Origin of the sequence: Cryobacterium sp. TMT1-2-1 (genome assembly GCF_004403955.1) — a bacterium.
GTDB classification, from domain to species: domain Bacteria; phylum Actinomycetota; class Actinomycetes; order Actinomycetales; family Microbacteriaceae; genus Cryobacterium; species Cryobacterium psychrotolerans.
The window spans coordinates 1-23681 of sequence record NZ_SOHC01000030.1 but is presented as its reverse complement, the minus strand read 5'-3'; the positions used below and the strand labels follow the sequence as shown (position 1 = coordinate 23681).

The following is a 23681-nucleotide window of genomic DNA, read 5'->3' as shown; positions in this document are numbered from 1 at the left end:
CGCGCGCTTAGTCCCGGCCTCCATAGAGGCGATTCTACGGCGTGCTTGCCGGGAGAAGCCTCCGCCGGGCAGCCAGTCGCTCCCCCCAGCAACTAACATGGGGAGATGCAGAGCGTCGCGGCAGCCCTCGCGCGGCTGGGCGACCTGGCTGCCTCCCCCACGGTGTCCCGACTGGCGAACGCATTCGCCGCCGCGGGGCACGAGCTTGCCCTCGTCGGCGGACCGGTGCGCGACGCCTTCCTCGATCGAGTCACCAACGACCTCGACTTCACGACGGATGCCTCTCCGGACCAGATCCTGAAGATCGTGAAGCCCCTCGCCGACGCGCATTGGGACATCGGTCGTGCGTTCGGCACCATCGGGGCAAAGGTCGGCGACGACACGGTCGAGATCACGACCTATCGCGCCGACAGCTACAACGGGCAGACGCGGCGGCCGGACGTGGTCTTCGGCGCGAGCCTCGAAGACGACCTCGTGCGGCGCGACTTCACCGTGAACGCGCTCGCCCTGCGGCTGCCCGAGGTGAAACTCGTCGACCCCTCCGGCGGCATCGACGACATGCTCGCCGGGATCCTGCGCACCCCCGCCGCGCCGGAGGTGTCTTTCGGTGACGACCCGCTGCGAATGATGCGGGCCGCCCGGTTCAGCGCTCAGCTCGGGTTCACCCTCGACCCGGACACCAGGGCCGCGATGACGGCCATGGCGGACAGCATCCGGATCATTTCGGCCGAGCGCGTGGGCGAGGAGCTGTCGAAGCTGCTGAAAGCGGACCGTCCGCGGTCCGGGATCGAAATCCTGGTGGAATCCGGGCTGGCCGAGATCGTGCTGCCCGAGATTCCGGCCCTCCGGCTCGAGGTCGACGAACACCACCACCACAAGGATGTCTACCAGCACACGTTGACCGTGCTGGAGCAGGCCATCGATTACGAACGGGAGCGCGGCAACCTGCCCGCGCCCGACCTGGTCGTGCGCCTGGCCGCCCTGCTTCATGACATCGGCAAGCCGGCCACGCGGCGGCTCGAGCCGGGCGGGGTGGTCAGTTTCTACCACCACGACGTGGTCGGTTCGAAGCTGGCGAAGAAGCGCCTGCGTGCCCTGCGTTTCGACAATGAGACGATCAACGCCGTGGGGCGGCTGGTCGAACTCCACCTGCGTTTCTTCGGCTACACCGAGGGCGCCTGGACCGACTCGGCCGTGCGCCGCTACGTGCGCGACGCCGGCGACCAGCTCGAGCGCCTGCACATCCTGACCCGGGCGGACGTGACCACGCGCAACCGCCGCAAGGCCGACCGGCTCGGCTTCGCCTACGACGACCTCGAGCAGCGGGTGGCCGAGCTGGCCGAGCAGGAGGAGATGGCGGCGGTTCGCCCCGATCTCGACGGCGAGCAGATCATGGCCATCCTCGGCGTGAAGCCCGGACGCGAGGTGGGCGAGGCCTACCGGTACCTGCTCGAGCAGCGTCTCGACGACGGGCCGCTGGGCGAGGAAGAGGCAACCCGGCGGTTGCAGGCCTGGTGGGCGGGGCGTGGCCGGTAGCGGTGTCGCCCGTCGTGGCGCGATCCGACGGCGCAACGCCCTCACCGGGTACTCGTTGCTGGCGCCGAGCCTCTTCGGTGTCGTCTGCTTCCTGCTGCTGCCGGTGCTCGTCGTCGTCTGGCTCAGCTTCCAGAGCTGGGACCTGATCGGGCCGATCTCCTACGTCGGCCTCGACAACTACCGGTCGGTGCTCACCGACGGCGTGTTCGGCAATTCGCTCCTGGTCACGCTGGTCTTCGTGGCGCTGGTGGTGCCGATCCAGACCGCCATCGGCCTGTGGGCGGCAACCCTCCTGACCCGCGGGCTGCCGGGCTCCGCCTGGTTCCGCACCATCTACGTGCTTCCGTGGATCGCCGCCCCGCTCGCCCTGGGCGTCGTCTGGAAATGGATCCTCGCGCCGACCGACGGGGCGCTGAACACGCTGATCGGCCAGCGGATCGAATGGCTGAGCGACCCCTCGCTCGCGCTGCCGTCGGTGGCCGCCGTCGTGATCTGGACCAACGTCGGCTACGTGACGCTCTTCTTCATGGCCGGGCTGCTGAACATCCCGGACCAGGTCCTCGAGGCGGCCAGGATCGACGGGGCCGGCGGCATGTCGCTGTTCTGGCAGATCAAACTGCCGCTGCTCCGGCCGACGATGTTCTTTGTGCTGGTGACGACCGTCATCTCGGCGTTCCAGGTCTTCGACCAGGTGTACGCGCTGACCCAGGGCGGTCCCGCCCGCACGACCGACGTCGTCGCGGCGCGCATCTACTATGAGGCCTTCAGCGCGTTCGACCTGGGCCGCGCGGCGGTGATGGCGGTCGTTCTCCTCGTCATCCTGGTCACGATCACGCTCGCCCAGCAGCTCTACTTCCGGCGGAGGGTCACCTATGAGATGGAGTGAGTCCTGATGCGCTGGACCCGGCCGGCCGCCGTCTACCTCGTGCTCGTGGCCGGGGCCGTTTTCACCCTGGCACCGTTCCTGCTGAGCGTCCTGACCGCGTTCAAGCCGAGGCAACAGTTCGCCCGGGAGTCGGCGCTCGCCTGGCCGGACCCGTTCACGCTCGATAACATCGTGGCGCTCATCACCGGTCCCGCGCAGTTCGGCCGCGCCATCCTGGTCACCCTGCTCGCGGCCACGCTCATCCTGGTCGGACAGCTGATCTCGTCGATCCTGGCCGCCTACGCGTTCGCGCGCGTCGACTTCCCCGGCCGCAACGCGCTGTTCTGGGTCTACCTGTCGACGCTGATGATTCCGCCGGTGGTGCTCGTGGTGCCGCTCTACCTGATGATGACCGAGGCCGGGCTGCGCAACAGCTTCTGGAGCCTCGTGCTGCCGTTCGCGTTCGCGTCGCCGTACGCGATCTTCCTGCTCCGCGAGTATTTCCGCGGCATCCCCCAGGAACTGATTGACGCGGCCCGGCTCGACGGCGCCAGCACCCTCGACGTGCTGGTCGAAATCGTCGTGCCGCTGTCCCGGCCGATCATCGCCACCCTGACACTCATCACGATCGTGAGCCACTGGAACAGTTTCATGTGGCCGCTCGTGGTCACCAGCGGCAGCGAATGGCGCGTTGTCACGGTGGCGACGGCATCCCTGCAAAGCCAGTTCAACGGCAATTGGACCCTCGTGATGGCGGCGACGACGCTCGCCCTGGTGCCGCTGCTCGTGCTCTTCCTCGTCTTCCAGCGGCAGTTCGTGCGTTCCATTACCTTCTCCGGGTTGAAGTAATCTGAGAGGAATTCCCGGCCGTTCGCCGGAGCAGCAGAGGAAACCATGCCCAAGCGTTCAACAGTTCTCGCCGCGGGTGCCGCGGCCGTCGTTCTCGTCATCGCCGGGGTCGTCACCGCGCTGACCGTGTCGGGCCAGGGCCCGGCCGACCAGACCACCGTCACCGTGCGGCTCTGGGACGACCAGGTCGCCAAGGCCTATGAAGCATCTTTCGCCGAATTCGAGAAGGACAACCCCGACGTCAACGTCGAGTTGAGCGTCATCCCCTGGGCGGACTACTGGGAGAAACTGCGCACGGATGTCGCGGGCCAGAGTGTCGACGACATCTTCTGGGTCGACGGCGGCAACTACCCCGTCTACGCCGACGCGGGCGCGCTGCTCGACATCGACAAGACGCTGGGGCCGGATGCCTCGTCCGCGTGGGCGCCGGCCGTGGTCGACCAGTACACGCGCGACGGGGTGCTCTGGGGAGTGCCGCAGCTGGCCGACCCCGGCATCGCTGTCTATTACAACGCCGAACTGCTCGCCGATGCCGGCCTCACCGCGGCGGACCTCGACGGCCTGCGCTGGGACCCGACCGGCGCCGATGACACACTCCTGCCCCTGCTGGAGAGGCTGACCCGGGACACCGCCGGGCAGACGGCCGACAGCGCCGGCTTCGACGGAAGCAGCCTGGCCCAGTTCGGCTACAACTCGGCCTACGACGTGCAGGCGATCCTGCTGAACTACCTGGCCTCGAACGGCGCGGAGTTCCAGGACGGCGAGGAGTACGCGTTCGCGTCGCCGAAGGGCGTTGAGGCCTTCCAGTACATGGTCGACCTGATCAATAAGCACCACGTGTCGCCGTCCGCCGCGGATACCAACACGAACGGTGACTTCAGCCGAGACCAGTTCCTGCAGGGCAAGATGGCGTTGTTCCAGAGCGGGGTGTACAACCTGGCCAACGTCAACGAGGGCGCCGACTTCGAATGGGGGGTCGCCCGGCTTCCGGCCGGACCGGCCGGCGCCATCAGCGGCGTCGACGGCATCGTCGCCGCGGGCAGCACGGCGTCCGAGCATCCCGCCGAGGTGAAGCGCGTGCTGGCCTGGCTGGGCAGCGCGAAGGGGTCGGGCTTCATCGGCGCCGGCGGTTCGGCCTCGCCGGCAGTGCTCGCCGCGCAGCAGGACTACTCGGACTACTGGGCGTCGCTGGACGTCGACATCAGCCCGTTCTACGACGTGCTCGAGAACGGCACGGCCCCGGCGCCGAAGGGATCCGGCTGGCCCGCCGCCGACAACGCGATGCGGCCGCTCCTGCAGGAGGTCTTCCTCGGGCGCACCCCCGTGGCCGAGGGCGTGCGCGCCGCCCAGGACGCGGCGAACGCCGCCACCGCAAAGTAGCCGCCCCCGCCCCCGCCCGCCCCGCCCCTTTCGCCGAGATTGACGGTTCCGGTCGAGTTTGCCCGGCACACCAGTCAAACTCGACCGCAACAGGCAACCTCGGCGGCACTAGCAGCCTCCTCCCGAGGATGCCGCGCCTGATCTTTGTGCACAGCTCGGCACCGCCACGCCGCCGCGACCAGGGCGCCTTGCATGATCGTCGGCATGGACAGCCGCGATCTCCCAACGCAGGCGGAGCTTGAGCTCACGCGCGACCAGGCCCTGGTCGGGCTGGACGGCCGGGCACTGCGCCGGGCACATCAGAACGGCGAGAAGAACCGCCTCTCGCGTGGCGTGTACCTTTCAGCTCGAGTGTGGGACGCAGCGGATGACGACGCCCGGTACCTCTTGCGGGTGAAGTCCGTCGTGCTGACCAGGCAGGCGCGCCCAGTGCTCTCACATTTCTCGGCCGCGCGGGTCTGGGGCATTCCCATCCTCGGGTCCTGGCCCCGCGAGGTTCACCTGATGGCCCGCGGCGGAGGGACTCGAGGGTCGAAGTACGGCATCGTCTGGCATCACGATTCGCTGCCGGACGATGAGGTCACGGACATCGACGGCTTCCTCGTGACCAGCAGGCTGCGCACGCTCGTCGACCTGGCTCGGAGCACCCGGTTCCTCTCGGCCGTGGTGAGCCTGGACGCCGGGCTCAGCGCCGCATACCGACTGCCTGATGGGCAGCGCGACCGCGACATCGCCAAAGGAGAGCTCGTCGAAGCCGTCGCGCGCCTCGGCTCAGTTCGCGGATGTCGCGGCGCTCGGCTGGCCGCCGGCTTCGCGGACGGGCTGTCGGGCTCTCCGGGCGAATCCGCGAGCCGCGCGAACATCTTCCTGTCCGGCTTCCCGGCCCCGCTTCTGCAGGTGTCCTACCCACGAATCGAAGGTGGGGAGGACATCGTCGATTTCACCTGGGAGGCGCGGCACCATGTTCGCAGGGTCCCGGTCCTCGGAGAGTTCGACGGCAAGGTCAAGTACACCCGCAACGAATACACACACGGACTCCCGATCGAAGAAATCGTCTGGCGGGAGAAGGTTCGCGAAGACCGGCTCCGCGCCCCCGGACGCGGAATGGTCCGCTGGCTGTGGGATGTCGCGTTGAATCCCGTCGCTCTCCGGGCACGATTAATCAATGCCGGACTGAGGCCGGAGCGATGAGCCGGGGCGCCCACTTTGAGGCTTCCGGTCGAGTTTGCCCCGCGTACCGGGCAACCTCGACCGGAACGGTCAAACTCGGCGGGCGGGACGAAGGACGGGCGTGGTGGCGGAGGGCCGCCGCATCCGGTAGTCTGGGCAGGTTGTCTGTGCGCCGGATTCCCGGCCTCCGCGTTCAACACATGTCACAACCCTCCTGTTGCAGAGATTCTGCAGCCGTTTAGTCCGAAGGAGGTGGGTTAGTCATGCACCAGTACGAATTGATGGTTATCCTCGATCCCGAGATCGATGAGCGCACCGTAGCTCCCAGCCTTGACAAGTTCCTCAACGTTGTTCGCAACGATGGTGGAACCATTGACAAGGTTGATGTCTGGGGTCGTCGTCGTCTCGCGTACGAGATCAACAAGAAGTCCGAAGGCATCTACGCCGTCGTCGATTTCACCGCGAACGCATCCGCAACGGCCGAGCTCGACCGTCAGCTGAAGCTTTCCGAAGCAGTCATGCGCACCAAGGTTCTCCGCGCCGAAGAGGGCATTGCCCAGGTCGTCGTTGCGACCAAGCTCGCCGCAGAGAAGGCCGCCCGCAAGGCTGCCAACCCCAAGGTGATTGCCGCCAAGGCTGAAGCCGCGGCTGCCGCCCCGGCCGCCAAGGTTGCCGCAGCGGTCAAGCCTGCTGCAGCCAAGGCCGACGCTACCGAGGCTCCGGCCAAGGCAGAGGTCAAGGCCGAGGCCAAGACCGAAGCGAAGGCCGACGCCAAGGTTGCCGCTCCGGCCGCCAAGGTTGCCGCAGCAAAGCCCGCAGCCGCCAAGGCTGACGCCGACAAGGCAAGCGACAAGTAGCCCGTGGCCGGCGAGACCGTAATCACCGTGGTGGGCAACCTCACCAGCGATCCGGAACTGCGTTACACGCAGAACGGGCTGGCGGTTGCCAACTTCACCATCGCATCCACTCCGCGCAATTTCGATCGCGCAGCAAACGAGTGGAAAGATGGCGACGCATTGTTCCTGCGCGCGAGCGTTTGGCGTGAATTCGCTGAGCACGTCGCCGGATCATTGACCAAGGGTTCCCGTGTCATCGCTACCGGGCGTCTCAAACAGCGTTCGTATGAGACGAAGGAAGGTGAGAAGCGCACGAGCATGGAGCTCGAGATCGACGAAATTGGTCCTTCGCTGCGCTACGCAACCGCTTCGCTCACCCGCGCGCAGTCTTCATCTCGCGGCGGCGCACCCGCCTCGAGTGGCGGCGACGAGCCCTGGGCAGCCAGCGCTCCCGCCGCACCGGCAGCAGCTTCAGGCGGAGACGTCTGGAACAGCCCGGGAAACTTCAGCGACGAGACTCCCTTCTAAGCCCAACCTCACGGTTGTTGGCTGAATCACACTTTTTAGAAAGTTAGGAAATCATGGCTGGAAAGTCGAGCGGCGACCGCCGCAAGCCGCTTCGCGGAGCTAAGGGTGGCAAGAACGCCGCTCCCGCGAAGTCGATCCGGGTTGGTGTCATCGATTACAAAGATGTCCCCACTCTCCGGAAGTTCATCTCCGAGCGCGGAAAGATCCGTGCCCGCCGTATCACCGGCGTCTCCGTCCAGGAGCAGCGCCTCATCGCCCGTGCCGTCAAGAACGCCCGCGAAATGGCCTTGCTGCCCTACGCGGGCTCAGGCAGGTAAGGAGCCCTCATGTCAAAATTGATTCTGACGCACGAGGTCTCCGGACTCGGTGCACCCGGCGACGTCGTTGAAGTTAAGAACGGCTTCGCCCGCAACTATCTCGTTCCCCAGGGCTTCGCTGTTGCGTGGACCCGCGGTGGCGAGAAGCAGATCAACCAGATCAAGGCAGCCCGCGTAGCCCGCGAGCACGCCACCCTGGAAGAGGCGCAGGCCCTCAAGGCGGCCCTCGAGAACACCAAGGTCAAGCTCGTCGTCACGGCCGGCCAGGGCGGACGCCTCTTCGGCTCCGTCAAGACCACCGATGTCGCCGAAGCAGTCGCGGCTGCTGGTCTCGGTGCGATCGACAAGCGCAAGATCGAGCTCAGCCCGATCAAGATGGTCGGTGAGCACACGGCGACTGTTCGTCTCCGTGACGAGCTCAGCGCCACCATCACCCTGCTGGTGGTCGCCGCTAAGTAAGCGACGATCTCGGCGGCGTAGCGGCGGATCCCCTCGGGGGTTCGCCGCTACACCTGTTTAAGGTCCACCGCTACCCCTGGACAACGCCTCCAGCGCGCCCAGTGTGGGGGTCAATTCGGGCCGACTCATAGCGGCGTTTATACACAGGAATCACCAGCACACACAACGTTCAAGGCGCACTTTAGACAAGTATTTACACACAGGTGTGCATAGTTTTATTTCCTGGTCAAAAGGCATTTATTACGAAATGCTCTTAAGTTATCCCCAGATCAGTCCACAGGTTGTGCACAACTCCCACGGCGTTTCGCGCAGATTATCCACAGGCTTGTCCACAGGGCCGTTTGGCCCGGTGCACGCCGATCCCTAGTCTGGCAACGCGGGGTTTCCCGGAGTGCGCGCGCGCCGGGCCGCGACTGTCAGCGGGTCCTGATACACCGGTAACAAATACACAAAAAGGAGGCGGAGTGTCGATCGCTCACCTGGGTCTGGCCGACCCGCGCAACGCAGATCCACGCGGTGCCACCGAATACCGTGAGCGCACCCCGCCGCACGACCTCCTCGCCGAACAGAGCGCCCTCGGGGGCATGATGCTGAGCAAGGACGCCGTCGCCGACGTCGTCGAGACGGTGCGCTCGACGGACTTCTACATCCCCAAGCACGAGATCATCTTCGACGCGATCCTCTCGCTCTACTCGCACGGCGAACCGACCGACGTCATCACCGTCACCGACGAACTCACGAAGATCGGCGAACTCTCCCGGGCCGGCGGCGCCGAGTACCTGCACACGCTCACCAGCCTCGTTCCCACCGCGGCCAACGCGGGCTTCTACTCCACAATCGTCGCCGAGCGGGCGCTGCTCCGCCGCCTCGTCGAGGCCGGCACCCGGATCGCGCAGATGGGCTACTCCGGCGAGGGCGAAGTGCTCGACCTGGTCAACACCGCGCAGGCCGAGATCTACTCCGTCACGGGCGGCACCCAGACCGAGGACTACGTCCCCCTCACCGACGCGGTCACCGCCGCGATCGACGAGATCGAGGCCGCCAAGCTCAAGGACGGCCAGATGAGCGGCGTCCCCACCGGGTTCGCCGACCTCGACGAGCTCACCAACGGGTTCCACGGCGGGCAGCTGATCATCGTCGCGGCCCGGCCGGCGCTCGGAAAGTCGACGCTCGCGCTCGACTTCGCCCGGTCCGCCTCGATCCACCACGACATGCCCAGCATCTTCTTCTCCCTCGAAATGGGACGCAGTGAGATCGCGATGCGCCTGCTCGCCGCGGAGGCATCCGTGCCGCTGCAGAGCATGCGTAAGGGAACCGTCGATGCCCGCGACTGGACGACGATCGCCCAGACCCGCGGCCGCATCAACGACGCCCCGCTCTACATCGACGACAGCCCCAACATGACCCTCGTGGAGATTCGCGCCAAGTGCCGTCGGCTCAAGCAGCGCGTCGGGCTCAAGATGGTCATCATCGACTACCTGCAGCTGATGACCTCCGGAAAGCGCGTCGAGTCACGCCAGCAGGAAGTCAGTGAGTTCTCCCGGGCGCTCAAGCTGCTGGCCAAGGAACTCCAGGTCCCCGTCATCGCGCTCTCGCAGCTCAACCGTGGCCCCGAGCAGCGCGCCGACAAGATGCCGGCCATCTCCGACCTCCGCGAGTCCGGCTCCCTCGAACAGGATGCCGACATGGTTATCCTGCTGCACCGCGAGAGTGCCTACGAAAAAGACAACCCGCGCGCGGGCGAGGCCGACCTGATCGTGGCCAAGCACCGCAACGGCCCCACGCGCACGGTCACGGTCGCCTTCCACGGCCACTACTCCCGCTTCGCGGACATGGTTCCCGGCGCGTAGCCCGCCGCTGTACTGCGCTGGCAAACAGTGCAGGAGGAACCATGGCCACCATCGAACGTGACGTCGTCATCATCGGCGCTGTTCTCGGAATGGCAACCGCGTCGCGGGCGTCGCCCCCGCTACGCTACGAGGACCAGTGCAGCACCGTCGCGCACGTGGTCGGGTCCGCTACCGGTCGCGACCGCCCCCGACGTACCGCAACGAAGGGGAAACCGTGAAAGTTGGAGTGCCACGAGAGAGCCGTGAGGGTGAGCGTCGCGTCGCGGCCACACCGGAGACGGTCGGCCAGCTGAAGGACCTTGGGGTCGAGATCCAGATCGAAGCCGGCGCCGGAACCGCGGCCGGCTACCCGGATTCTGCGTACACGGATGCCGGCGCCCGCGTCGTGCCGCAACTCGACACCGCCGGGCTCGACGTCTACTGCCACGTGCGGCCGCTCACGCCCGCACAAGCGACCGGCCTCAGCCGCGGCACGATCACGATCGGCCTGGCCTCGCCGGCCGCCGAGCTGGACACCGTGTCCGCCCTCGCCACCGCAGGCGTGACCGCCTTCGCGCTCGAATTGGTGCCGCGGATCTCCCGCGCCCAGTCGATGGACGCGCTCAGCTCCCAGTCCCTGGTCGCCGGCTACCGCGCGGTGCTCGAGGCGGCCATCCGTTTTCCCCGGTTCTTCCCGCTCTACATGACGGCGGCCGGCACGATCCCGCCGGCCCGAGTGCTCGTGCTCGGCGCCGGCGTCGCCGGCCTGCAGGCCATCGGCACCGCCAAGCGCCTCGGCGCGCGCGTCTCCGCCTACGACGTCCGCCCCGCCTCCGCCGACGAGGTCACGTCGATGGGCGGCACCTTCATCAACCTGGACCTCGACGCGGTCGAGGGAGCCGGCGGCTACGCCCGCGAGCTCAGCGAAGACCGGTCGGTGCGCCAGCGCGAGCTGCTCGCGCCGTACGTCGCCGCCGCGGACGTGCTCATCACCACCGCGGCCATCCCGGGCCGGCCGGCCCCGCTGCTGGTGACCGGCGCCATGGTCGCCGCCATGCGGGCCGGATCCGTCGTCATCGACCTCGCCGCCGAAACCGGCGGCAACGTCGAAGGCGTGGTCGCCGGGCAGGATGTCGGGGTCCCGACGACCGCGGGCGACGGGGCGGTGATCCTGGTCGGCATGAAGGACGCGCCATCCGCGATGCCCACCGACGCCTCCAGGCTGTACGCGAAGAACGTCGCCAACCTGCTCGCGCTGATGACCTCCGCCGACGGCATCGTCGCCCCCGATTTCACCGACGAGGTTCTCGCCGGTGCCTGTCTGACCCACGACGGCAAGGTCACACATGCGCCGACGGCCACCGCCCTGGAGGGAGAACGCTAATGGAACCGATCACACTCCTGACCGTGGTCGTGCTGTCCGTCTTCGTCGGCTTCGAGGTTGTCTCGAAGGTGTCGAGCACGCTGCACACCCCGCTGATGTCCGGCGCCAACGCGATCCACGGGATCATCCTGATCGGCGGGATCATCGTCGCCGGACAGACGACCGAACCCGGACTGCTGGTTGTCGCCCTGGTCGCCGTCGTGCTCGCCACCGCCAACCTCGTCGGCGGCTTCGTGGTGACCGACCGGATGCTGGGGATGTTCCGGGGCCGAAAGCCCACGACCGACGCCGGGAAGGGCACCAAATGAGCCTGCTGTCTCCCGAATGGACGGCGATCCTCTACCTGATCGCGGCCGTCTGCTTCATCCTGGCGCTCAAGGGACTCAACTCCCCGCGCACCGCCCGGCGAGGCAACCTGATCGGCGCCGCGGGGGCCCTGCTGGCCGTCGTGACGGTGTTCCTGTCGTCGAGGCTCGAGAACATTCCGCTCATCCTCGCGGCGATCGCCGTCGGCTCGGCCATTGCCGCTCCGATCGCCCGGCGCGTGCAAATGACCCAAATGCCTCAGCTTGTGGCCCTCTTCAACGGCGTCGGCGGCGGGGCGGCCGCGCTCGTGGCCGTGCTGGAACTCGGACACAACGCCGACACCTCGGTGCGGGTGGCCGTGGTCTTCACGATGCTCGTCGGCGCTGTGTCCTTCTCCGGTTCCGCCGTGACGGTGGCCAAGCTCCAGGAACTCATCACCACGCGACCGGTCATCTTCCCGGGCATGCGCTGGGTGATGTCGGCCGTGCTGATCGCAGCGCTCGTCGTCGGGGGCTTCGTCATCGCCACCGGGTCGGCCGGCTGGGCGATCGCCCTGCTGCTGCTCGGCCTCGCCGCGGGGCTCCTGCTCGTGCTGCCGGTCGGCGGGGCCGACGTGCCCATCGTCATCTCCCTGCTGAACGCCTTCACCGGGCTCGCGGTCGCGGCATCCGGAATCGTGCTCGGCAACCTGCTGCTCGTGGTCGCCGGCACCCTCGTCGGCGCCAGCGGCACGATCCTGACCCGCGCGATGGCATCCGCCATGGGCCGCGGCGTCAGCGGGATCATGTTCGGGGCGTTCCGCGGCGGATCGACCGCCGGGTCGACCGCGCAGAGCGACCGCCCGGTGCGCTCGTCAGGGCCGGAGGACGTCGCCGTGCTCCTCGCCTACGCCCAGCGGGTCGTGATCGTGCCCGGCTACGGGCTCGCCGTCGCCCAGGGCCAGCACACCATCGCCGAACTCGCCACCACCCTCGCCGCCCGTGGGGTCGAGGTTGACTTCGCTATCCACCCCGTCGCCGGCCGGATGCCGGGGCACATGAACGTGCTGCTGGCCGAGGCGAACGTGCCGTACGAGTCGCTCAAGGAGATGGCCGAGGTCAACCCGGAGTTCAAGCACGCGGATGTCGCCCTCGTCGTCGGTGCGAACGACGTGGTCAACCCGGCGGCCAAGTCCTCTCCCGGGTCACCCATCTACGGGATGCCGATCCTCGAGGTCGGGCAGGCGCGGCAGGTCATCTTCCTGAAACGCTCGATGCGCCCCGGCTTCGCCGGGATCGAGAACGAGTTGCTCTACGACCCGAAGACCTCGCTGCTCTTCGGCGACGCGAAGGATTCGCTGACCAAGGTGCTGGGGGCCGTCAACGCCCTCTGACCGGGCGACCTCTGTCGTTTGCCCGCCCGCTCCGGGGCCCGCACCGCCCGCGCGTAGACTGGGCCGGTACGAGATTCCGTAACGAAAGAGGTGCGCGTGGCGAAAGCCCAGGCAGCCGGCACCGTTGGTGCGCGGCTCGATGTCCGGTCCGGCGCGCGGTACTGGACGGTTCCCGTCATTCGTGCCGCCCTGGCCCTCATCCCGGCGGCGGTCATCACCTTCACGGCCGATCATGCCGCCCAGTTCGGGCTCCTGGTCTTCGGCGCGTTCGCCCTCGCCGGCGGCCTGCTGCTGGCCGGACTGAGTTGGCGCACGCTGGGCGACCCCCGCGAACGCATGCTCTTCGCGGTGCAGGGCGCGGTCGGCGTCGTTGCCGGAGCGCTCGCCCTCGCACTTAACGGTGGCGGGCTCGGCTTCTTCCTCTACCTGGTCAGCGTCTGGGCCGCAGTGACCGGCTTCCTCGAGCTGTACAGCGGTGTCCGCGTGCGCGGGCGGTCGGCATCCTCCCGGGACTGGATGCTCGTGGGCGGCCTGACCGCGGGGCTCTCCCTCGCCTTCCTGCTCTTGCCACCCAACGCCGTCGTCGCGGTCGGCCTGTTCGGCGCCTACCTTGTCATCCTGGGCGTGTACCTCGTCATTGCCGGCCTCTCCCTCAAGTGGGCGCCGACCGATGAGCCGGCCCCGGCATCCGTCCCCAACGATTTGGACCCTTCGTGACCCAGAACACCCCGCACCAGCCCAGCCGATCCGACAGGATGAAGCCGGCCGAGCTCATCGGATTCTCCGGAGTGCTGGCACTGGTCGTCGGACTCGTCGTGCTGATGAGCACGCGCCAGGTCGTGCTGTCCGTGATCTCCCTGGGCGTCACGTTCATCGTGGTGCTCATCTCCGTCGCCATGTTCACGCTGAACATGAAGCCGAACGACGCCGAGAAGACCGACCTCGACGAGCAGAACCACGGCGCCTAAGGCCCACCGAACACCGCCGAGTTTGTCCGTTCCGGTCGACCTTGCCTGGTGCGCCAGGCAAACTCGACCGGAAGTGCCAAACTCGGCGGATGCGCGGATGCGCGGATGCGCGACTGCAGGCAAGCGGCGCGGGAGGGGTTAGCGCAGGTGGTCGATCAGGGGATCGGCCAGACCGACGTAGCCGGCCGGGGTGAGGGCGAGCAGACGCGCCCTGGCGGCGTCGCCGATCTCGAGGCCCGAGACGAACGCGGCCAGGTCGGCCTGCCCGATGCGCTTGCCGCGGGTCAGCTCCTTGAGCAGCGCGTAAGGGTCCGCGATCGTGGAGCGCCCGGCCGTCACCTCGGCGCGGATCACGGTCTGGATCGCTTCGCCCAGGATCTCCCAGTTCGCATCGAGGTCGGCCGCGAGCAGCACTCGGTCGATGTCGATCTCGCCGAGGCCGCGCACGATGTTGTCGAGGGCGAGCAGGGAGTGGCCGAATCCGACGCCGATGTTGCGCTGCGTGGTCGAGTCGGTCAGGTCGCGCTGCAGGCGCGAGGTGACCAGCGTGGCCGAGAGCGAGTCCAGGATGGCGCTCGAGAGCTCCAGGTTGGCCTCGGCGTTCTCGAACCGGATCGGGTTGATCTTGTGCGGCATCGTCGACGAGCCGGTCGCCCCGGCCTGCGGGATCTGACGGAAGTAGCCGATCGAGATGTAGCTCCAGATGTCCGTGGCCAGGTTGTGCAGCACCCGGTTGGCGTGCGAGACCCTGGTGTAGAGCTCGGCCTGCCAGTCGTGGGACTCGATCTGAGTCGTGAGCGGGTTCCAGGTGAGACCGAGGCCCTCGACGAACTCCCGTGAGATGGCCGGCCAGTCGACGGATGGCTCTGCCGCGACGTGGGCGGCGAACGTGCCGGTGGCGCCGCTGAACTTGCCGAGGTAGTCGTTGCCCTCGACCTGGCCGGCGATGCGTTCCAGGCGGTAGACGAAGACGGCGATTTCCTTGCCCATGGTCGTCGGCGTCGCCGGCTGGCCGTGGGTGCGGGCGAGCATGGCGTCCGCGCGGTATTCCACGGCCCGGCCGCGCAGGGCCTCGATGACGGCGCGAAGCTTGGGCAGCCAGACATCGCCCACGGCCGCGCGCACGGTCAGTGCGTAGGCCAGGTTGTTGATGTCTTCGCTGGTGGCCGCGAAGTGCGTGAGTTCGCTGATGTGCTCCAGGCCGAGGGGGACGAGGCGGCGGCGCACGAGGTACTCGACGGCCTTGACGTCGTGCCGGGTGGTGGCCTCGAGCGCGGCGAGCTCGTCGATTTCGGCCTGGCCGAAGGAGGTGACGATGTGGCGCAGGGCTGCCTTCTGCTCCGCGTCCAGCGGGGAGGAGCCGAACAGCTTGTGGTCCGTCAGCGTGATCAGCCATTCGACCTCGACCTGCACGCGTGCGCGGTTGAGTCCCGCCTCTGACAGGTACTCGCCCAGTTCGGTGACGGCTGCGCGGTAGCGGCCGTCGAGCGGGCTGAGGACCTGGGGGGGTAGTGGACTCATCGGACTCCCTGTCTGATTGCGGGTGCGAGCTGCTTGAAAAGCGCCTGGTTCGCACTGTCAATCATGCCTAAAACCGAGTCAAACAAAGCATCGTCGGAGTAATACGGGTCGGGAACGTCCTGGAGGACGGCCTGATCCGGGTCGAAACTGAGCAGCAGGCGCACCTTGCCGCGGTCGTGCTCCGTGCCCGCCCAGTTGCGCAGGATGCGTTCCTGCGAGCGGTCGAGCACCACGACGAGGTCGAGGTCGGTGAACCAGGTGGGGTCGAACTGGCGCGCACGGTGGTGGCTGCCGTCGTAGCCGCGTTTGGCGAGGGCGGTGATCGTGCGCCGGTCGGCCTGCTCGCCCACATGCCAGTCCCCGGTGCCGGCCGAACTCGTGGTGATCAGTCGACTCAACCCGGAGCGCGTGATCAGGTCGCGCAACATCACCTCCGCCATCGGCGAGCGGCAAATGTTGCCGGTGCACACGAAAATGATGCGGAAGGGTGTCGCCTCATCGGGGTTGAGGGCGGCGAAACTCATTCACCCATTGTGGACCCCGTTTCCTGTCCTGCACACCCGCCCTTTTCGTGAACACTGAACAAACCCGGGCGCGGCCGGGGGCGGGCGGGCGCGGTCGGGCAGGCTCGGGAAAGTCGATGGAGGAGGTGCCGTGGAGGGTCTTCTGCCTGCGGGACTGTTCGGCGACCCGACGGCAGCCGAGCGGGACGCCGAGCGTCTCTGGGCGCTGCGCGAGCAACGGATGCTGCTGCGCGACCTCCGAGACGAGGTGCACCTGGCAGCAGGCTCGGTGGCCGCCGCCGATCTGGGCGACTCGTGGCAGTCGGCGGCGCATCGGGGCTACGCGGCACGCCTCGGCGACCTGGCCGGCGACCTGTGCCGGGCCGGCCGGCAGCTCGACGACGCCCTCGACGCCGTGCACGCGTCCATTTCGAGGCTCACGGCCCCATGACCGGCCGGGCAGCGCAATGAACGGAGACGACGCCCCCGGCGCGCTCGTGCTCTCCGGCGGCGGCACCACGATGGTCTCCACCGACGCGCTCCTGGCGCAGGCGGCGCGGCTGGCGCTCCTGCGGGCCGACGCGAGGGACTGGCAGGCTCGACTGGAACGCATCCGCGCCCTGGAGGCCCTTCCGGCGCCGGCCTGGTCGGCCGAGGACCCAGGCCTCGCGGTGTTCGCGGCCCGGCAAACCATCGACGCGGTCGAAGCCCGCAGCGGGGAGCTGGCCGAATCGCTCGTGGTGGCCGCGGAGGCATACGGGCAGGCCGATCGCACCGCCGCGATGCTCGCCCGCATGACGGGGGCCTGGCTCGGGCACAGCCTGGGCCGGCTGGCTCCGCTGGTCTTCGCCGCCGCGATCCCGGCCGCCACGGCAGGCGCGGTGGCCTGGCTGCTCGGGGGCCTGCTGCGGCGCGACGCCCCCGGCACCGCCCGGAGCAGAGGCCCCGGCACCGCCCGGAGCCCGGGCCCGGACGTCGCCGGGCTGTGGATCGGTGACCCCCGCCTGCTGGCGAACCCGGCCGTGGTCGCCCTGGTGCGGGTGCTGGTGTCCTCGGTCGATGACGTGGCGGCCGGCGCGGTCGGTGTGCCCTTCCCGGTCTCCGCCGCCCTCGGCGACGAGGGGGCCGGGCTGTTCGGGGTGACGACGACCGCGGCCGGCACGCTCGCCGTGGCGCGTTCGATCGGGATGCTGCGGGAGACGCCGGTCACGGTCACCCGCGTCGGGAAGCCGCGACCGGCCAGGCCGCCGGGCGGGTTCGCGGACCTCGCCGCCCGGATCCCCCGCGTCTCAACGGGCGGGCCGCAGGTGCGCATCGAGCGGTACGGCGGCGCCGCGGACGCCGCCTGGCTGGTGTACATCGGCGGCACGGCCGAGTGGAGCCCGGTCTCCGCCGGCGAACCGTGGGACATGACCTCCAACATCACCGCGGTCGCCGAGCAGGGCGCGGGCTCGTACCGGGCGGTCGTCCAGGCCATGCACGAGGCCGGCATCCGCCCCACCGACGCGGTGATCCCGGTCGGCCACTCCCAGGGCGGCCTGGTCGCGGCGCAGCTGGCCGCGGCGGGGGAATTCAACACCGTCGCGGTGGCCACCTTCGGCGCACCGGTCGCCAAGGTGCCGGTGCCGCCCGGGCTGCCCGTGATCGCGGTGGAGCACTCCGAGGATCTCGTGCCCGCGCTCGGCGGCGCCGCCCGCGATGCCGCGGCCCGGCTCACCGTGAGCCGGGAGCTGTACGCCGACGCGGCGGTGCCCGCCTCGCCGCTACCGGCTCACGGACTGGTGACCTACCGGGAGACCGCCCGCATGATCGACGCCTCCCCGGCTCCGGCGCTGGCCGACTTCCGCACGCTGCTCGCGGCGACCGTGGGTACGGCCCCCGGCGTCGCCTCCCGGTGGCGGGGAACCCGATCGGGTTCTAGCGGCGCGCAGTGACCGGCCGCACGAGAATCCCGAGCAGCCAGCTGATGATGCCGAGCACGAGCGCGCCGAGCACGCCCCACCAGAAGTCGTCGACGACGAGGCCGAAGCCCATCAGCTCGGAGATCCAGGCGACGAGCATCAGGAGCAGGCCGTTCACGATCAGCGCGAGCAGGCCCAGGGTGAGGATGTACAGCGGCAACGCGATGATGCGGACGAGCGTGCCGATGACGGTGTTGACGAGGCCGAAGATCAGGGCAACCAGCGCGAAGGTCAGGACGGCTGCCACGGTCGTGTCCGCGTACGGCTCGACATGCACCCCGGTGACGATCAGGGTTGTCAGCCACAGCGCGACCGTGTTGAGGATCAGCTTGATCAGGAATCTGCCCATGCGTCCACTATGGCACCGGACCGGGGCCGTGCGCATGCGGTCAGGTGAATATGCCGCGGCGTAGACTCGCCGAGTGAGCCCCTCTGACCTGCCATCAGTCCGTCTGCGTCCCGAGATCGTTGCCCTGCCTGCTTACCGCCAGGGCAAACCGGCCGACGCGTCGGCGTTCAAGCTGTCGAGCAATGAGAACCCGTTCGACCCGCTCCCCAGCGTCATCGAGGCGGTGAACGCCGTCACCGCGTTCAACCGCTACCCGGATGCCTCCGCCCTGGCGCTCCGGGAACGCCTCGCCGCCAGGTTCGGTGTCGGTTCCGACGAGGTGCACGTCGGCTCCGGGTCGGTGGCGCTGCTGGCCCAGCTGATCCTCGCCGCGGCCGGACCCGGCGACGAGGTGCTGTACTCCTGGCGCTCGTTCGAGGCCTACCCCGGCCTCGTCACGGTCAGCGGGGCGACCAGCGTGCAGGTCCCGAACCGCGCCGACCATGGCCACGACCTGCCGGAGATGGCGGCGAATATCAGCGACCGCACCCGGGTCGTCATCGTCTGCAGCCCGAACAACCCGACCGGCACCATCGTCACGGCCGAGGAATTCGACGCGTTCATGGCCGTCGTTCCGCGGGACCTCCTCGTCATCCTCGACGAGGCCTATGCCGAGTTCGTGACCGCCCCCGACGCGGTCAACGGGCAATTGCTGCTCGCCCGGTACCCCAACCTGGTCGTGCTGCGCACCTTCTCCAAGGCCTTCGGGCTCGCCGGACTCCGGGTCGGCTACGCCCTCGGCCCGGTCCCGATCCTCGACGCCGCCCGCTCGACGGCGATCCCCCTCTCCGTCACCGGGCCCGCCGCCGCCGCCGCCATCGCCTCCCTCGACGTCGAACGCGAGCTGCTCGCCCGGGTCACGGTCATCGCCAAGCGCCGCGACGCGGCCTGGCGGGCGCTCGGCGAGCAGGGCTGGAACATCCCGAACCCCCAGGGCAACTTCCTCTGGCTGCCCACGGGCGAGCAGACGACCGAGGTCACCGACCGGCTCTTCGACGCAGGCCTCGTCGTGCGTGCCTTCCAGCCGGACGGCATCCGGGTCTCGATCGGCGAGGAAGCGGCTGTGGAGGAACTCCTACGGATCGCGGCTGACATTGTCGGAAATCTACCGACGGGCAACCCGGCCCGCCGGTTAGGTTAGAACCGTGGCAGCCACCCCCAATGACGCACTTCCGACCGTGCAGCTGCTCTCCACGGAGGGCGTGTTCCGGCCGAATGACGCCGCGGCCGAGTTCCTGCCCTACCTCGAGCGGCTGACCGAGGACGACCACCGCCGGTTCTACCGCGACATGGTCGTCGTGCGGAAGTTCGACACCGAAGCGGCCAACCTGCAGCGCCAGGGCCAGCTGGCCCTGTGGGTGCCCAGCCACGGCCAGGAGGCCGCCCAGGTCGGCTCCGCCTACGCGACCAGGCCGCAAGACCACGTCTTCCCCTCCTACCGCGAACACGTCGTCGGCATGATCAGGGGGCTCGACCCCGTCGACATCCTCCGGATGCTGCGCGGTGTCACCCTCGGCGGCTGGAACCCTGAGGACCACGGCAACTTCCACCTCTACACGCTCGTCCTCGCCTCGCAGACCCTGCACGCCACCGGCTACGCGATGGGCATGCAGCTTGACGGATCAACGGCCACCGGCAACCCGGAGACCGACCAGGCCGTGATCGTCTACTACGGCGACGGAGCGTCCTCGCAGGGCGACGCCAACGAGGCGCTCGTCTTCGCGGCCAGCTACCAGACCCCGCAGGTGTTCTTCCTGCAGAACAACCACTGGGCCATCTCGGTGCCGGTCACCCGCCAGTCGCGCACGCCTCTGTACCTCCGCGCGGGCGGCTTCGGCATCCCGGGAATCCAGGTCGACGGCAACGACGTGCTCGCCAGCTACGCCGTGACCGCCAAGTCGATGGACGACGCGCGCGCCGGCCGCGGCCCGGCCCTGATCGAGGCTCTCACCTACCGGGTCGGCGCCCACACCACGGCCGACGATCCGACCAAGTACCGCGACCCGGACGAGCTGGCCCGGTGGGTCGCCCGCGACCCGATCGCGCGGTTCCGCACCTATCTGCAGGGACTCGGCGTGGAGCAGGAGTTCCTCGACTCCGTCGATGAGGAAGCCGCCGACTACGCCTCCGATGTGCGCCGCCGGGCGCTGGAGATCCGCGCGCCGGAACGCTCGATCATCTTCGACAACGTCTACGCCGAGCCCCACCCGCTCATCACTGAACAGAAGACCTGGCTCGAACGCTACGAGGCATCCTTCGAAGGGGGCCAGGCATGAACGACGAGACGGTGACCACCGGCCCGACCGTCACCGACGGCGCCCCCGCGGCATCCGCGAACCTGCCCATGACGAAGGCCCTGAACGCCGGGCTCCGGCAGGCGATGCTGGCCGACCCGAAGGTGCTGCTGATGGGCGAGGACATCGGCCCGCTCGGCGGCGTCTTCCGCGTGACCGAGGGGCTCTTCGCCGAATTCGGCGACAAGCGCGTGCTGGACACCCCGCTGGCCGAATCCGGGATCATCGGCACGGCGATCGGCCTGGCCATGCGCGGCTTCCGCCCGGTCTGCGAGATCCAGTTCGACGGTTTTGTCTTCCCCGGCTTCGACCAGATCACCAGCCAGCTCGCCAGGATGCGGAACCGCCACGAGGGGCAGCTGGTCATGCCCGTCGTCATCCGCATCCCCTACGGCGGCCACATCGGTTCGATCGAGCACCACCAGGAGAGCCCGGAGGCGTACTTCGCGCACACGCCGGGCCTGCGCGTGGTCAGCCCGTCGAACCCGCACGACGCCTACTGGATGATGCAGGAGGCCATCGCCTCCGACGACCCGGTGATCTTTTTCGAGCCCAAGAGCCGGTACTGGCCCAAGGGCGAGGTGCAGTTCGGTGAGAGCGGCAGCCCGCTGCACGCGAGCCGCGTCGTGCGCACCGGCACGGATGTCACGGTCGTCGGCCACGGCGCCATGGTGAGCGTGCTGCTGCAGGCCGCCGACATCGCCCAGGCGGAGGGCATCAGCATCGAGGTCGTGGACCTGCGCTCGCTCTCCCCGATCGACTACGGACCGATCCTCGCCTCCGTGGAGAAGACGGCCCACCTGGTCGTCGCCCAGGAGGCGCACGGCTTCGTCAGCGTCGGCTCCGAAATCGCCGCGACCGTCGCCGAGAAGGCGTTCTACACGCTCGAGGCCCCCGTGCTGCGGGTCTCGGCCTTCGACACCCCGTTCCCGCCGGCGGCCGTCGAGACCCACTTCCTGCCGAGCCCCGACCGCGTCCTCGAGGCCATCGACCGCGCCCTCGCCTACTGACCCATGATTCGTCTCAAGGAAGGCACAGCATGACCGTGTCGAAGTTCACCCTCCCGGATGTCGGCGAAGGACTCACCGAGGCCGAGATCGTCGAGTGGAAGGTGGCTCCCGGCGACACGGTGACCATCAACCAGGTCCTCGTCGAGATCGAGACCGCCAAGTCGCTGGTCGAGCTGCCGTCCCCGTTCGTCGGCGTCGTCGGCGAGATCCTCGTGCCGGCCGGGACGACGGTGGACGTCGGGACGCCGATCATCACGATCCGGTCGGACGCGGCCTCGGACGCCGCCGCTGCGCCGGGGGCCGACGTGCCGGCGCCGATCAGGGAGGCTGCCGACGCGGCCGCCGATGTCGCCAACACGATCACCGAGGACGGATCGGCCGCGGTCCTCGTCGGCCGCGGCGCCGCGGCGACGATGCCGACCCGCCGCAAACGGCACAGCGGCGCCCGCGTGGCGCACGAGTCGATGGCCCCGCCCGCCGCGGCATCCGCTCGCCCGGCTGCCACCCCACTCCCGCAGCAGGTGCCCGGCGCCCCGGTGGGACCGGTGTTCGCCAAACCGCCGATCCGCAAGCTCGCCAAGGACCTCGGCGTCGACCTCTCCCAGGTCACCCCGACCGGCCCGATCGGGGACGTGACCCGCGAGGACGTGCTGCGCGAGGCGACCCAGGTGAGCGTTTTCCGCAACATCGAGACCCCGGAGTGGCCCGCCGACCGCGAGGAACGCATCCCGGTCAAGGGGGTGCGCAAGGCCATCGCCCAGGCCATGGTCAAGAGCGCGTTCACCGCGCCGCACGTGAGCCTCTTCGTCGACGTCGACGCCACCCGCACGATGGAGTTCGTGAAGCGACTCAAGGCGTCGACCGACTTCGCCGGGGTGCGGGTGTCGCCGCTGCTGATCATGGCCAAGGCCATGATCTGGGCGGTGCGCCGCAACCCCACCGTCAACTCGACCTTCACCGACGACGAGGTCATCATCCGGCACTACGTCAACCTGGGCATCGCCGCGGCGACACCGCGCGGGCTCATCGTGCCCAACATCAAGGAGGCCCAGGACATGAGCCTGCTCGAGCTGGCTTCTGCTCTCGAACGGCTCACGATCATCGCCCGCGACGGGAAGACGAGCCCCGCCGAGATGGCCGGCGGCACGATCACGATCACGAACATCGGCGTGTTCGGCATGGACACCGGAACGCCCATCCTCAATGCCGGCGAGGCCGGAATCGTCGCGCTGGGCACGATCAAGCAGAAACCGTGGGTCGTCGACGGTGAGGTCCGCGTGCGGTACGTCACCACGATCGGGGCGAGCTTCGACCACCGCGTCGTCGACGGGGATGTCGCCAGCCGGTTCCTCGCCGACGTGGCGAGCATCATCGAGGAACCGGCGCTGCTGCTCGAATAGCGGGCCGCAGTCGTCCGGGAAGCACGTCATCGGGGAAGCAGGGGAGGGGTCGATGGGGCATTCAGTCCGGGGCGCCACCCGCGGCGCCGGCGCCCGCATCCTCGGCACCCTTCTCCTGGGCGCCCTCCTCCTGTCGGGCTGCGTGGCCGAACCGGCACCGCAGACGGATGCCCCCGCAGCGAGCGAGCGCCCGAGCGTGCCCGGGCGGGTGCCCTCGCCCGTGCTCGACGCGACAACGGCCCGGCCGGGCACTCCGCTCACCGTGATAGCCGACGCCGATCCGGTGCGGAATGCCATCGCCGCCAGCGCCGCCCTGTACTCCGAGTCGCGGCTGGTCGTCACGGCGTCGGTGGGTGACCTGGCTGCCCAGCTCCTGGCCTCCTCTGCCGCGGTGGCGCTCGGTGTCCCGCTCCTGCTCACGCCAACGCCGGATGCGACGGCCGCGGCCGCAGCGCTTGAAGACGAACTCGGCCGCCTCGGGGCATCCCACCTGCTGAAGGTGGGCGGCGATCCCGCGGCCCGGCACGTCGGCACCGATGCGGCGGGGAGGGAGGAGTTCCACGTGGTCGCCTCGCCGGACGCGGTGGTCGCGATCCTGCCCCGCGAGCTCGCCGCGGAGGCGGTGACCGCGGACGCCGTGACCGCGGACGGCGCGCTCGCCGCGGTCGCGAAGCTGAAGCCCGGCACCCCGCTCCTGCTCGGACTGGCCGCGGGCGCCGACCCGATGCCGACCACGATGCCGACCACGACGCCGACCACGACGCCGACCACGACGCCGACGGCGCCTGCAGCGGCAGCGACGGAC

Annotated in this window: 23 protein-coding genes and 2 pseudogenes; 22 read left to right on the top strand and 3 right to left on the bottom strand. The window is 68.9% G+C overall.

Translation table 11 applies throughout. The annotated features are described in order from the left end of the window. Positions 1 to 105: 105 nt before the first annotated feature. The 15 genes and pseudogenes from E3T33_RS05440 to E3T33_RS05370 all read left to right on the top strand — a co-directional run bounded on the left by E3T33_RS05440 (position 106) and on the right by E3T33_RS05370 (position 13799). A complete protein-coding gene (locus tag E3T33_RS05440; protein WP_092322702.1) occupies positions 106 to 1536 on the top strand; it encodes a CCA tRNA nucleotidyltransferase in 1431 nt (476 codons plus the stop codon). Continuing rightward, complete coding sequence (locus tag E3T33_RS05435; protein WP_092322704.1) at positions 1526 to 2422, top strand: sugar ABC transporter permease; 897 nt, start codon at positions 1526 to 1528, stop codon at positions 2420 to 2422. The genes E3T33_RS05440 and E3T33_RS05435 overlap by 11 nt, the downstream gene beginning before the upstream one ends. Positions 2423 to 2428: 6 nt before the next feature. After that, on the top strand, positions 2429 to 3250 hold the full coding sequence (locus E3T33_RS05430; RefSeq protein WP_092322705.1) for a carbohydrate ABC transporter permease: 822 nt from the start codon (positions 2429 to 2431) through the stop codon (positions 3248 to 3250). A gap of 45 nt (positions 3251 to 3295) precedes the next feature. After that, on the top strand, positions 3296 to 4630 hold the full coding sequence (locus E3T33_RS05425; RefSeq protein WP_092322707.1) for a sugar ABC transporter substrate-binding protein: 1335 nt from the start codon (positions 3296 to 3298) through the stop codon (positions 4628 to 4630). 192 nt (positions 4631 to 4822) lie between these two features. Next, positions 4823 to 5821: a hypothetical protein gene (locus E3T33_RS05420; protein WP_092322708.1), complete on the top strand. Its 999-nt coding sequence runs from the start codon at positions 4823 to 4825 to the stop codon at positions 5819 to 5821. A 242-nt stretch (positions 5822 to 6063) separates the two neighbouring features. Further along, positions 6064 to 6411, top strand: a pseudogene (rpsF, locus tag E3T33_RS15525) (30S ribosomal protein S6); the annotation flags it as partial. Between the two features lie 249 nt (positions 6412 to 6660). Continuing rightward, positions 6661 to 7164 carry a single-stranded DNA-binding protein gene (locus tag E3T33_RS05410; RefSeq protein WP_092322711.1) on the top strand — a complete coding sequence of 168 codons (504 nt, stop codon included), beginning with the start codon at positions 6661 to 6663 and terminating at the stop codon, positions 7162 to 7164. A gap of 53 nt (positions 7165 to 7217) precedes the next feature. Continuing rightward, positions 7218 to 7481, top strand: a complete 264-nt coding sequence (gene rpsR, locus E3T33_RS05405; protein WP_035835236.1) for a 30S ribosomal protein S18 — start codon at positions 7218 to 7220, stop codon at positions 7479 to 7481. A gap of 9 nt (positions 7482 to 7490) precedes the next feature. Next, entirely contained in the window at positions 7491 to 7940 is a 450-nt protein-coding gene (gene rplI, locus E3T33_RS05400) for a 50S ribosomal protein L9 (protein ID WP_092322713.1), read from the top strand. A 464-nt stretch (positions 7941 to 8404) separates the two neighbouring features. Continuing rightward, positions 8405 to 9790: a replicative DNA helicase gene (dnaB, locus tag E3T33_RS05395; protein WP_092322714.1), complete on the top strand. Its 1386-nt coding sequence runs from the start codon at positions 8405 to 8407 to the stop codon at positions 9788 to 9790. A 214-nt stretch (positions 9791 to 10004) separates the two neighbouring features. Then, positions 10005 to 11153: a Re/Si-specific NAD(P)(+) transhydrogenase subunit alpha gene (locus E3T33_RS05390; RefSeq protein ID WP_092322716.1), complete on the top strand. Its 1149-nt coding sequence runs from the start codon at positions 10005 to 10007 to the stop codon at positions 11151 to 11153. After that, the gene (locus tag E3T33_RS05385; RefSeq protein WP_092322717.1) at positions 11153 to 11461 is read left to right on the top strand and encodes a proton-translocating transhydrogenase family protein; all 309 of its coding nucleotides are present in this window, start codon (positions 11153 to 11155) and stop codon (positions 11459 to 11461) included. The genes E3T33_RS05390 and E3T33_RS05385 overlap by 1 nt, the downstream gene beginning before the upstream one ends. Then, positions 11458 to 12831, top strand: coding sequence for an NAD(P)(+) transhydrogenase (Re/Si-specific) subunit beta (locus E3T33_RS05380; protein ID WP_134574921.1), 1374 nt, complete (start codon positions 11458 to 11460; stop codon positions 12829 to 12831). The genes E3T33_RS05385 and E3T33_RS05380 overlap by 4 nt, the downstream gene beginning before the upstream one ends. A 96-nt stretch (positions 12832 to 12927) precedes the next feature. Beyond that, positions 12928 to 13548 (top strand): hypothetical protein, encoded by a 621-nt coding sequence (locus tag E3T33_RS05375; protein ID WP_241977225.1) that lies wholly within the window; start codon positions 12928 to 12930, stop codon positions 13546 to 13548. After that, a complete protein-coding gene (locus tag E3T33_RS05370; RefSeq protein ID WP_241982832.1) occupies positions 13545 to 13799 on the top strand; it encodes a hypothetical protein in 255 nt (84 codons plus the stop codon). Before E3T33_RS05375 ends, E3T33_RS05370 begins: the two co-directional genes overlap by 4 nt. Before the next feature lie 138 nt (positions 13800 to 13937). On the opposite strand, the gene purB is transcribed toward E3T33_RS05370, so the two are convergent. Then, positions 13938 to 15320 (bottom strand): adenylosuccinate lyase, encoded by a 1383-nt coding sequence (gene purB, locus E3T33_RS05365; RefSeq protein WP_092322720.1) that lies wholly within the window; start codon positions 15318 to 15320, stop codon positions 13938 to 13940. Continuing rightward, positions 15317 to 15844, bottom strand: a complete 528-nt coding sequence (locus E3T33_RS05360) for a low molecular weight protein-tyrosine-phosphatase (RefSeq protein WP_092322723.1) — start codon at positions 15842 to 15844, stop codon at positions 15317 to 15319. Before E3T33_RS05360 ends, purB begins: the two co-directional genes overlap by 4 nt. A 130-nt stretch (positions 15845 to 15974) precedes the next feature. Between E3T33_RS05360 and E3T33_RS05355 the strand changes: the two genes are divergently transcribed. Next, complete coding sequence (locus E3T33_RS05355; protein WP_092322725.1) at positions 15975 to 16274, top strand: hypothetical protein; 300 nt, start codon at positions 15975 to 15977, stop codon at positions 16272 to 16274. A 16-nt stretch (positions 16275 to 16290) separates the two neighbouring features. Further along, entirely contained in the window at positions 16291 to 17757 is a 1467-nt protein-coding gene (locus E3T33_RS05350; RefSeq protein WP_092322726.1) for a hypothetical protein, read from the top strand. Here the strand turns inward: E3T33_RS05350 and E3T33_RS05345 are convergent. After that, entirely contained in the window at positions 17741 to 18133 is a 393-nt protein-coding gene (locus E3T33_RS05345; protein WP_092322728.1) for a phage holin family protein, read from the bottom strand. The genes E3T33_RS05350 and E3T33_RS05345 overlap by 17 nt on opposite strands. A gap of 73 nt (positions 18134 to 18206) precedes the next feature. On the opposite strand from E3T33_RS05345, the gene E3T33_RS05340 reads away from it, so the two are divergent. From E3T33_RS05340 to E3T33_RS05320, 5 genes and pseudogenes are all read left to right on the top strand, one after another. Beyond that, complete coding sequence (locus E3T33_RS05340; protein WP_174775363.1) at positions 18207 to 19313, top strand: histidinol-phosphate transaminase; 1107 nt, start codon at positions 18207 to 18209, stop codon at positions 19311 to 19313. A 4-nt stretch (positions 19314 to 19317) separates the two neighbouring features. Further along, the gene (locus E3T33_RS05335; RefSeq protein ID WP_241977227.1) at positions 19318 to 20448 is read left to right on the top strand and encodes a thiamine pyrophosphate-dependent dehydrogenase E1 component subunit alpha; all 1131 of its coding nucleotides are present in this window, start codon (positions 19318 to 19320) and stop codon (positions 20446 to 20448) included. A 68-nt stretch (positions 20449 to 20516) separates the two neighbouring features. Then, positions 20517 to 21476 (top strand): alpha-ketoacid dehydrogenase subunit beta, encoded by a 960-nt coding sequence (locus E3T33_RS05330; protein WP_241977232.1) that lies wholly within the window; start codon positions 20517 to 20519, stop codon positions 21474 to 21476. A 29-nt stretch (positions 21477 to 21505) separates the two neighbouring features. Next, a complete protein-coding gene (locus E3T33_RS05325; RefSeq protein ID WP_092322731.1) occupies positions 21506 to 22876 on the top strand; it encodes a dihydrolipoamide acetyltransferase family protein in 1371 nt (456 codons plus the stop codon). 52 nt (positions 22877 to 22928) lie between these two features. Next, a pseudogene (locus tag E3T33_RS05320) lies at positions 22929 to 23681 on the top strand (hypothetical protein); the annotation flags it as partial.

What these genes read in the sequence shown, in the direction of transcription:
- E3T33_RS05440 (WP_092322702.1), top strand. Translation starts at nt 106, where the DNA reads ATGCAGAGCGTCGCGGCAGCCCTCGCGCGGCTGGGCGACCTGGCTGCC.
- E3T33_RS05430 (WP_092322705.1), top strand. Translation starts at nt 2,429, where the DNA reads ATGCGCTGGACCCGGCCGGCCGCCGTCTACCTCGTGCTCGTGGCCGGG.
- E3T33_RS05425 (WP_092322707.1), top strand. Translation starts at nt 3,296, where the DNA reads ATGCCCAAGCGTTCAACAGTTCTCGCCGCGGGTGCCGCGGCCGTCGTT.
- E3T33_RS05420 (WP_092322708.1), top strand. Translation starts at nt 4,823, where the DNA reads ATGATCGTCGGCATGGACAGCCGCGATCTCCCAACGCAGGCGGAGCTT.
- rpsR (WP_035835236.1), top strand. Translation starts at nt 7,218, where the DNA reads ATGGCTGGAAAGTCGAGCGGCGACCGCCGCAAGCCGCTTCGCGGAGCT.
- rplI (WP_092322713.1), top strand. Translation starts at nt 7,491, where the DNA reads ATGTCAAAATTGATTCTGACGCACGAGGTCTCCGGACTCGGTGCACCC.
- E3T33_RS05385 (WP_092322717.1), top strand. Translation starts at nt 11,153, where the DNA reads ATGGAACCGATCACACTCCTGACCGTGGTCGTGCTGTCCGTCTTCGTC.
- E3T33_RS05380 (WP_134574921.1), top strand. Translation starts at nt 11,458, where the DNA reads ATGAGCCTGCTGTCTCCCGAATGGACGGCGATCCTCTACCTGATCGCG.
- purB (WP_092322720.1), bottom strand. Translation starts at nt 15,320, where the DNA reads ATGAGTCCACTACCCCCCCAGGTCCTCAGCCCGCTCGACGGCCGCTAC.
- E3T33_RS05360 (WP_092322723.1), bottom strand. Translation starts at nt 15,844, where the DNA reads ATGAGTTTCGCCGCCCTCAACCCCGATGAGGCGACACCCTTCCGCATC.
- E3T33_RS05350 (WP_092322726.1), top strand. Translation starts at nt 16,291, where the DNA reads ATGAACGGAGACGACGCCCCCGGCGCGCTCGTGCTCTCCGGCGGCGGC.
- E3T33_RS05345 (WP_092322728.1), bottom strand. Translation starts at nt 18,133, where the DNA reads ATGGGCAGATTCCTGATCAAGCTGATCCTCAACACGGTCGCGCTGTGG.
- E3T33_RS05330 (WP_241977232.1), top strand. Translation starts at nt 20,517, where the DNA reads ATGACGAAGGCCCTGAACGCCGGGCTCCGGCAGGCGATGCTGGCCGAC.
- E3T33_RS05325 (WP_092322731.1), top strand. Translation starts at nt 21,506, where the DNA reads ATGACCGTGTCGAAGTTCACCCTCCCGGATGTCGGCGAAGGACTCACC.